8 protein-coding genes are annotated in these 8,349 nt (G+C 59.2%); 2 read left to right on the top strand and 6 right to left on the bottom strand.

Going from position 1 to position 8,349, the window contains the following annotated elements; translation table 11 throughout:
- Positions 1-108: 108 nt before the first annotated feature.
- The 5 genes from D8U69_RS17095 to D8U69_RS17075 all read right to left on the bottom strand — a co-directional run bounded on the left by D8U69_RS17095 (position 109) and on the right by D8U69_RS17075 (position 5,513).
- Positions 109-1,206, bottom strand: coding sequence for a polyamine ABC transporter substrate-binding protein (locus tag D8U69_RS17095; RefSeq protein WP_056853448.1), 1,098 nt, complete (start codon positions 1,204-1,206; stop codon positions 109-111).
- 240 nt (positions 1,207-1,446) lie between these two features.
- Entirely contained in the window at positions 1,447-2,331 is an 885-nt protein-coding gene (locus D8U69_RS17090; RefSeq protein WP_130906816.1) for an ABC transporter permease subunit, read from the bottom strand.
- The gene (locus D8U69_RS17085) at positions 2,328-3,209 is read right to left on the bottom strand and encodes an ABC transporter permease subunit (protein WP_177336560.1); all 882 of its coding nucleotides are present in this window, start codon (positions 3,207-3,209) and stop codon (positions 2,328-2,330) included. The genes D8U69_RS17090 and D8U69_RS17085 overlap by 4 nt, the downstream gene beginning before the upstream one ends.
- Before the next feature lie 29 nt (positions 3,210-3,238).
- Positions 3,239-4,381: a polyamine ABC transporter ATP-binding protein gene (potA, locus tag D8U69_RS17080; RefSeq protein ID WP_056853451.1), complete on the bottom strand. Its 1,143-nt coding sequence runs from the start codon at positions 4,379-4,381 to the stop codon at positions 3,239-3,241.
- A 370-nt stretch (positions 4,382-4,751) separates the two neighbouring features.
- Positions 4,752-5,513, bottom strand: coding sequence for a gamma-glutamyl-gamma-aminobutyrate hydrolase family protein (locus D8U69_RS17075; protein WP_130906815.1), 762 nt, complete (start codon positions 5,511-5,513; stop codon positions 4,752-4,754).
- Positions 5,514-5,797: 284 nt separating this feature from the next.
- Here D8U69_RS17075 and D8U69_RS17070 point away from each other — a divergent pair, with 284 nt between their 5' ends.
- Complete coding sequence (locus D8U69_RS17070; RefSeq protein WP_130907777.1) at positions 5,798-7,174, top strand: glutamine synthetase family protein; 1,377 nt, start codon at positions 5,798-5,800, stop codon at positions 7,172-7,174.
- A gap of 315 nt (positions 7,175-7,489) precedes the next feature.
- Positions 7,490-8,122 carry a TetR/AcrR family transcriptional regulator gene (locus D8U69_RS17065; RefSeq protein ID WP_130907776.1) on the top strand — a complete coding sequence of 211 codons (633 nt, stop codon included), beginning with the start codon at positions 7,490-7,492 and terminating at the stop codon, positions 8,120-8,122.
- Between the two features lie 81 nt (positions 8,123-8,203).
- On the opposite strand, the gene D8U69_RS17060 is transcribed toward D8U69_RS17065, so the two are convergent.
- On the bottom strand, positions 8,204-8,349 hold a 146-nt coding region (locus D8U69_RS17060), incomplete at its 5' end, for a TOBE domain-containing protein (protein WP_130907775.1).

Raw genomic sequence — 8,349 nt, 5'->3', positions numbered from 1 at the left:
TTTGATCGTTCCCACGCTCCGCGTGGGAATGTAGCCCGGGACGCTCCGCGTCCCTCGTCAGAGCTGGAACGCAGAGCGTCCCTTGAGGCGTGCCCACTCTCTGCGCCGTTATTTACCCAACTTCACCTTGGTCCAGCCGCGGGTCATGATCCGCTGTACGGCAATCGGCTGGTCAGGAATGGCATACAACGTCGCCATCACGGCTTCAGGCGGGTACGACCCCGGGTCGTTGCGAATCGCCTCATCCACCAAAGGCGTTGCCGCCGCGTTGGCGTTGCTGTAGCCGATGTTGTTGGTGATCTCGGCGATGATGTCCGGGCGCATCAGGAAGTTCATGAACTGATAGGCCTCTTCGACGTTCGCCGCATCACGCGGGATGGCAACCATGTCGTAGAAACTGCCGGCACCTTCTTTCGGGATGCTGTAGTCAATCTTCACCTTGTCGCCGGCTTCCTCGGCGCGGGCCTTGGCTTGCAACACGTCACCGGAGTAACCGACGGCGACGCAGATGTTGCCGTTGGCCAGGTCAGAGATGTACTTCGACGAATGGAAGTAAGACACCGACGGGCGAATCTTCATGAACAGCGCTTCAGCTTCGGCGATGTGCGCCTTGTCGCGGTCGTTGACCGGGTAACCCAGGTAGTGCAGGGCGGCCGGGATCATTTCGGTCGGCGAATCGAGGAAACTGATACCGCAGGCTTTGAGTTTTTCAGCGTTTTCCGGTTTGAACAGCAAGTCCCAGGAGTTGGTCGGCGCGTTGGCACCCAGCACTTCCTTGACCTTGGCCGGGTTGAAACCAATGCCGATCGAACCCCACATGTACGGGAACGCATGAGCGTTGTCCGGGTCGCTGGCGGAGGCGTTTTTCAGCAATACCGGATTGAGGTTTTTCCAGTTCGGCAGCTTCGATTTGTCCAGTTCCCGATAGACGCCGGCCTTGATCTGCTTGGCCAGGAAACTGTTGGACGGCACGACTATGTCATAGCCGGATTTGCCCGCCAGCAGGCGCGCTTCAAGGGTTTCGTTACTGTCGAAGACATCGTAGGTCACGCGGATGCCGGTCTCGTCTTCGAACTTCTTGACCGTGTCCGGCGCAATGTAATCCGACCAGTTGTAGACGCGCAGAACCTTGTCATTGGCCTGGGCGCCCGAGGCGATCGCGCCCAATAAGGACAGTGTCAGCAGAGTCCTGCCAAACATTTTCATCGGTACAACTCCATTTCTTTTCTTATTCAAATACACAAAACAAAAATCAGAATTCAGAACCTGTGGCAGTGAGCCCCAATATCTGGGGGCTTGATACAGTGCCTGTCTGGGGGGTTAACCCAGTGCCTGTGGCGAGGGAGCTTGCTCCCGCTGGGCTGCGCAGCGGCCCCAAAATTGTGTGAGTGCTGCACACTCAAGCGGGAGCAAACTCCCTCGCTACAAGAAGCAAGCCCCAGCGACTTACGCCGTCGCTCCCAACATCTTCTTCTCGGGCGCCTGCCAGGATTCGCTGGCGGTCTGCTCCATCGCTTCCTGGATCGCGCGTTTACGGCTGGCTTCGGCACGTCGGCTGAAATACCAGACCATGAAGGTCACGATCGAAACAGCCAACAGAATCAGGCTGGCCACGGCATTGATCTCAGGCTTCACACCCAGACGCACCGCCGAGAACACTTCCATCGGCAGGGTCGTCGAACCCGGGCCGGAAACGAAGCTCGCCAACACCAGGTCATCCAGCGACAAGGCGAACGACATCATGCCGCCCGCTGCCAGTGACGGCGCGATCATCGGAATGGTGATCAGGAAAAACACCTTGAATGGCTTGGCGCCGAGGTCCATGGCCGCTTCTTCGATGGACAGGTCCAGTTCGCGAAGGCGGGCGGAGACTACCACTGCCACGTAGGCGGCACAAAACGTGGTGTGGGCGATCCAGATCGTGACGATGCCACGCTCCATCGGCCAACCGATCAACTGCGCCATGGCCACGAACAGCAGCAACAGCGACAGGCCGGTAATCACCTCGGGCATCACCAGCGGCGCGGTGACCAGGCCACCGAACAACGTACGGCCCTTGAAACGCGTGACACGGGTCAGCACGAACGCGGCCAATGTCCCCAGTGCGACTGCTGCGATTGCCGTGTAGCAGGCGATTTCCAGCGAGCGCACCACCGAACCCATCAGTTGCGAGTTGTCGAGCAGACCGGCGTACCACTTGAACGACCAGCCGCCCCACACCGTCACCAGTTTGGATGCGTTGAACGAGTAGATCACCAGGATCAGCATCGGCAGGTAGATGAACGACAGGCCGAACACCAGCATCAATTTTGAAAACCCGAAACGTTTCATCCCCGTGCCTCCATCTCTTTGGCCTGGCTGCGGTTGAACAGCAGAATCGGCACAATCAGGATCAACAGCATGACCACCGCCAGCGCGGATGCCACAGGCCAGTCGCGGTTGTTGAAGAACTCTTGCCACAGTACGCGGCCGATCATCAGGGTCTCCGGACCACCCAGCAGTTCCGGGATCACGAACTCGCCCACCACCGGAATGAACACCAGCATGCAACCGGCGATGATGCCGTTCTTGGCCAGCGGCACGGTGATTTTCCAGAAGCTGTTGAAGGTGCTCGAACCCAGGTCCGACGCGGCTTCCAGCAAGCTCTGATCGTGCTTCACCAGGTTGGCGTAGAGCGGCAGGATCATGAACGGCAAGTAAGCGTAAACGACGCCGATATACACCGCGATGTTGGTGTTGAGGATCTCGATCGGGTGTGAGGTCAGGCCTGTCCACATCAGGAAGCCGTTGAGCAAACCGTTGTTGCTGAGAATGCCCATCCATGCGTAGACGCGGATCAGGATCGCGGTCCAGGTCGGCATCATGATCAACAGCATCAGGACGTTTTGCGCTTCCTTGCTCGCCTTGGTAATGGCGTAGGCCATCGGGAAACCGATGACCAGGCACGCCAGTGTGCTGAAGAATGCGACCTTCAACGAACCGAGGTATGCCGAGAGGTACAACTCGTCTTCACCCAGCAACGTGTAGTTGCCGATATTGAGCAGCAGGTTGAATTTCTGCTCGGCGTAGGTGTAGATCTCCGAGTAGGGCGGAATGGCCAGCGCGGCTTCCGAGAAGCTGATCTTCATTACCAGGAAGAACGGCAACATGAAGAACAGGCACAGCCATACGAATGGAATGCCGATCACCAGTTTTCGCCCACTGGGCACCAGGCGCAGGAATTGCTGATTGAAGGTTCTCATGCGCGCAGTACCACGCCGCTGTCGTCTTCCCACCACACGTAGACCTGATCGTCCCAGGTCGGACGCGCGCCCCGGCGTTCGGCGTTGGCCATGAACGACTGGACAACCTTGCCGCCGGGCAGCTCGACGTAGAACACCGAGTGGCCGCCGAGGTAGGCGATGTCATGCACCTTGCCGCTGGACCAGTTGTAGCGCGTGTCGGGTTTGGTGGTGCTGACCAGCAGTTTTTCCGGACGGATCGCGTAGGTGATCGACTTGTCCTGCACCGACGTGCTGACGCCGTGGCCGACGTAGATCTTCTGTTCCAGGTCCGGGCTGTGAATGATGGCGTGACCTTCGAGGTCTTCCACCACGGTGCCGTCGAAGGCATTCACGTTGCCGATGAATTCGCAGACCATGCGGCTGACCGGCGCTTCGTAAATGTCCACCGGGCTGCCGATCTGGGCGATCCAGCCCAGGTGCATGATTGCAATGCGCTGGGCCATGGTCATGGCCTCTTCCTGGTCGTGGGTCACCATCACGCAGGTCACGCCAACGCGCTCGATGATCTCCACCAGCTCCAGTTGCATCTGCGAGCGCAGCTTTTTATCCAGCGCGCCCATGGGTTCGTCGAGCAACAACAGCTTCGGCCGCTTGGCCAGGGAACGGGCCAGCGCCACGCGCTGACGCTGACCACCGGACAACTGGTGCGGTTTGCGCTTGGCGTATTGGGTCATGTGCACCAGACGCAGCATTTCTTCCACGCGGGCGTCGATTTCGGCGGCGGGCAAACGGTCCTGCTTGAGGCCGAAGGCGATGTTCTGCGCCACCGTCATGTGCGGGAACAGGGCGTAGGACTGGAACATCATGTTGATCGGCCGTTCGTACGGCGGCATGTCGGTGATGTCGACACCGTCTAGCAGAATCCGGCCTTCGGTCGGACGCTCGAAGCCGGCGAGCATGCGCAGCAGCGTCGATTTACCGGAACCGGAACCACCGAGCAGGGCGAAGATTTCGCCCTGATGGATTTCCAGGGACACATCGTCCACAGCGGTGGTTTCGTCGAATTTCTTGGTGACGCGGTCGACTTTCACCAGAACCTTTTTCGGTGCCTGGTGACCTTCAAGAGCCTTCCTGTAGATGCTGGAGGCGTTTGCCATGTGAAACTCCCAACAGGTTTCAGTCGTCGGGCCAACGCGGCCTGACTTAATAGTTGATTGCAAACCCGGAGCGAGTGATGCCGGCCAATTCATTTGCGGTCCTTGTGGGAGCTGGCTTGCCAGCGATGAGGCCCTGGCAGTCAACATGATCGTTGACTGACCAACCGTCATCGCTGGCAAGCCAGCTCCCACAGGGAATTGCATTTGCATTGCTGGCATCACCCATCCCGCCGGGTTTATTCGGCGCCGCCGTCCTGGCTGCCTGGTCGTGCTTGTTGTTATTGCAGTGTGTAGTTGTCGTGAAGGGCAGGCGCGCCAAGGCTCGCCTGTGATCTTCACGGGGCAGTAAATTGAATATTCGGGGTTTGAGTCAGCGCGAGTTACGCAGCGCCGCCCGTTGTCGGCACGCGTCACCAAACGCCTGGAAAATTCTCAGGTAGGGAGGGTTATCCAGCACCAGCCACTCCGGATGCCATTGCACACCGAGGGCGAAGGTTTTGCTGTGCTCGACCGAGACCGCCTCGATCAGGCCATCCGGCGCGACGGCTTCGGCGCGCAGGCCGGGGGCCAGTCGGTCAATGCCTTGGCTGTGAATCGAATTGACCTGGAACACCGTAGGCAGATCCAGCGCTTGGAACACACCGCCCGGTTGCACATTCACCTCATGTGCCGGTGCGTATTGCACGGCCAGGTCCGGGTGATTGGCTTCGCGATGATCGAGGAAGCCAGGGAGCTCATGGACCTTCTGATGCAGGCTGCCGCCGAACGCCACATTCATCTCCTGGAAACCCCGGCAGATGCCGAGCACCGGAACGCCGGCAGCGATGGCTGCACGGATCAGGGGGAGGGTGGTGGCATCCCGCGCCGGATCATGATCCGTGCCGGGGGCGCTGGCGGGGCCTTGATAGTGGAAGGGTTCCACATTCGAGGGCGAGCCGGTCAGCAACAGACCGTCAAGCTGCGGTAGCAGATCCTCGATTTCGGTCAGGTCGCCTAGGGAAGGAATAACGACGGGCAGCCCCAGCGCCGCAACGCTGACAGCGCGCAAGTACTTGTCGCCGCTGACGTGGTAGGGGTGCAGGCCAATCTGTTTGACGCACGCAGTAACGCCGATCAATGGCTTGAATGCCATTTTTATCACCTCGAAGTTTGACACTTGAACGAGCTTTTCCGGAGCTTAGCCTTGTTGATTTTAATTAACAACTCCCATGTAAAAAATTCTAAACGCCGCGCGTCCGATCTTCAGGATTTACAGGTGTTTCGAGGCTGGTTTGGCACTCTCGTGCCGCTTGGAGGCCCGAAAATAAAGGTCGAAAGGCGCGGTGTTCGCTATTGACTTCACTTTGCCTTTCGGATTGACTGGCTGCGTGAAAGGGCGGTGAACATAATAATTAACAGTAAAAAAATAGGTGCATCATGTCGGTCCCTCTGCGTACCGTTCAACTCAACGAAGCAAACGCATTCCTTAAGAAATATCCTGAGGTTTTGTACGTCGACCTTCTGATTGCGGATATGAACGGTGTGGTGCGCGGCAAGCGCATCGAACGCACCAGTCTTCATAAGGTTTACGAGAAAGGCATCAACCTGCCGGCTTCCCTGTTTGCTCTGGACATCAATGGTTCCACGGTGGAAAGCACCGGCCTGGGTCTGGACATCGGCGACGCCGACCGTATCTGCTACCCGATCCCAGGCACCCTGAGCATCGAGCCATGGCAGAAGCGCCCGACCGCGCAACTGCTGATGACCATGCATGAAATCGAAGGCGAGCCGTTCTTCGCCGACCCGCGTGAAGTGCTGGCCAATGTCGTGCGCAAGTTCGACGACCTGGGGCTGACCATCTGCGCCGCGTTCGAACTGGAGTTCTACTTGATCGACCAGGACAACGTGAACGGTCGTCCGCAGTCGCCACGTTCACCGGTGTCCGGCAAACGTCCGATTTCGACCCAGGTGTATTTGATCGACGATCTCGACGAATACGTCGACTGCCTGCAAGACATCCTCGAAGGCGCGAAAGAGCAGGGCATCCCGGCAGACGCCATCGTCAAGGAAAGCGCCCCGGCGCAATTCGAAGTCAACCTGCACCACGTGGCTGACCCGATCAAGGCCTGCGACTACGCCGTCCTGCTCAAGCGTCTGGTGAAGAACATCGCCTACGACCACGAGATGGACACCACCTTCATGGCCAAGCCGTATCCGGGCCAGGCGGGCAACGGTCTGCACGTGCACATTTCGATTCTCGACAAAGAAGGCAACAACATCTTTGCCAGCGAGGATCCCGAGCAGAACGCCGCACTGCGTCACGCGATCGGCGGTGTGCTCGAGACCCTGCCGGCGCAGATGGCTTTCCTCTGCCCGAACGTCAACTCCTACCGTCGCTTCGGCGCGCAGTTCTACGTACCGAACTCGCCGTGCTGGGGCCTGGACAACCGCACCGTGGCGATTCGCGTACCGACCGGCTCTGCCGATGCCGTACGTATCGAGCACCGCGTGGCCGGCGCCGACGCCAACCCGTACCTGCTGATGGCTTCGGTACTGGCCGGCGTGCACCACGGTCTGGTCAACCAGATCGAACCGGGCGCGCCTGTCGAAGGCAATAGCTACGAACAGAACGAACAGAGCCTGCCGAACAACTTGCGCGATGCCCTGCGCGAGCTGGACGACAGCGAGGTGATGGCCAAGTACATCGATCCGAAGTACATCGATATCTTCGTCGCCTGCAAGGAAAGCGAGCTGGAGGAGTTCGAACACTCCATCTCCGACCTTGAGTACAACTGGTATCTGCATACCGTGTAAGCGTTGTAACGTCCAAAGGAACGCCGTTGGCTTCGCGCCCACGGCGTTTTTTTATGGCCGCCTGCGGCGGTTCGCTGGCAAGCCAGCTCCCACAAGGGCGGGGTATTGATTCTGTGGCGAGGGGATTTATCCCCGTTCGGCTGCGAAGCAGTCGTAAAACCTGATGACCAGATTTTGCTGATACACCGCATTGGCTGGATTTGGGGTCGCTTCGCTACCCAACGGGGATAAATCCCCTCGCCACAGTCTGCCACTCAGGAATGTCGAACACCGGGCGCTCCGCGTACAATGCCCGCTGCCCCGCAGGAGACTTCCATGACGCGTCCCGCCACCGTTCGCAAACCCCGTGCCCGCAGTCAGGCGCGGATCAATTCGATCCTCGATGCCGCGCGCACGCTGCTGGCGGCCGAGGGCGTGGCCAGTCTGTCGATCTACAGCGTTGCCGAGCGCGCGCAAATTCCACCCTCCTCCGTGTATCACTTCTTCGCCAGCGTCCCGGCGCTGCTTGAAGCCCTGACCGCCGATGTCCACGCAGCCTTCCGCGCCTGCCTGCAAGCGCCGATCGATCACGACGCGTTACGTGACTGGCGAGACCTGTCGCGACTGGTCGAACAGCGCATGCTCGAGATCTACGACCAGGATGCAGCCGCACGGCAATTGATCCTGGCGCAACACGGCCTGACCGAAGTGACCCAGGCCGACCGCCAGCACGATCTGGAACTGGGCGACCTGATGCACAAGCTGTTCGACCAGCATTTCGAGTTGCCAAGGCTGCCGGACGATGTCGATGTGTTTGCCCTGGCGATGGAGCTCGGCGACCGCGTGTATGCGCGTTCGGTGCAGCAGCACGGGCAGATCACCCCGCGCATGGCTGAGGAAGGGATGCGCGTGTTTGATGCCTATATCGGGTTGTACCTTCCGCCATATTTACCCAAAAGAAATCTCTAGCGCATGCACCGGCCCTTTCGCGACAGGCACAAAAAACCCCGCAGGGCACACACCCTCCGGGGTTGTTTTTTGTTCACCGGCTTACAACTTGGCGATCGACACCTCGGTGGATTTCACAAAGGCGATCACTTCGCTGCCCACTACCAGCTCCAACTCCTTGACCGAGCGGGTAGTGATCACCGAAGTGACGATGCCGGAAGCGGTCTGCACATCGATTTCCGAGAGCA

Origin of the sequence: Pseudomonas sp. Sample_16 (genome assembly GCF_004307665.1) — a bacterium.
In the GTDB taxonomy this organism is placed as follows: domain Bacteria; phylum Pseudomonadota; class Gammaproteobacteria; order Pseudomonadales; family Pseudomonadaceae; genus Aquipseudomonas.
Note: the sequence above shows the minus strand (reverse complement) of the source record. Positions and strands in the feature narration are given on the sequence as shown.

Bases quoted from the DNA above. Each gene is read 5' to 3' on its own strand.
- D8U69_RS17065 (WP_130907776.1), top strand. From the start codon at position 7,490: ATGACGCGTCCCGCCACCGTTCGCAAACCCCGTGCCCGCAGTCAGGCG.
- D8U69_RS17090 (WP_130906816.1), bottom strand. From the start codon at position 2,331: ATGAAACGTTTCGGGTTTTCAAAATTGATGCTGGTGTTCGGCCTGTCG.
- D8U69_RS17095 (WP_056853448.1), bottom strand. From the start codon at position 1,206: ATGAAAATGTTTGGCAGGACTCTGCTGACACTGTCCTTATTGGGCGCG.
- potA (WP_056853451.1), bottom strand. From the start codon at position 4,381: ATGGCAAACGCCTCCAGCATCTACAGGAAGGCTCTTGAAGGTCACCAG.
- D8U69_RS17070 (WP_130907777.1), top strand. From the start codon at position 5,798: ATGTCGGTCCCTCTGCGTACCGTTCAACTCAACGAAGCAAACGCATTC.
- D8U69_RS17075 (WP_130906815.1), bottom strand. From the start codon at position 5,513: ATGGCATTCAAGCCATTGATCGGCGTTACTGCGTGCGTCAAACAGATT.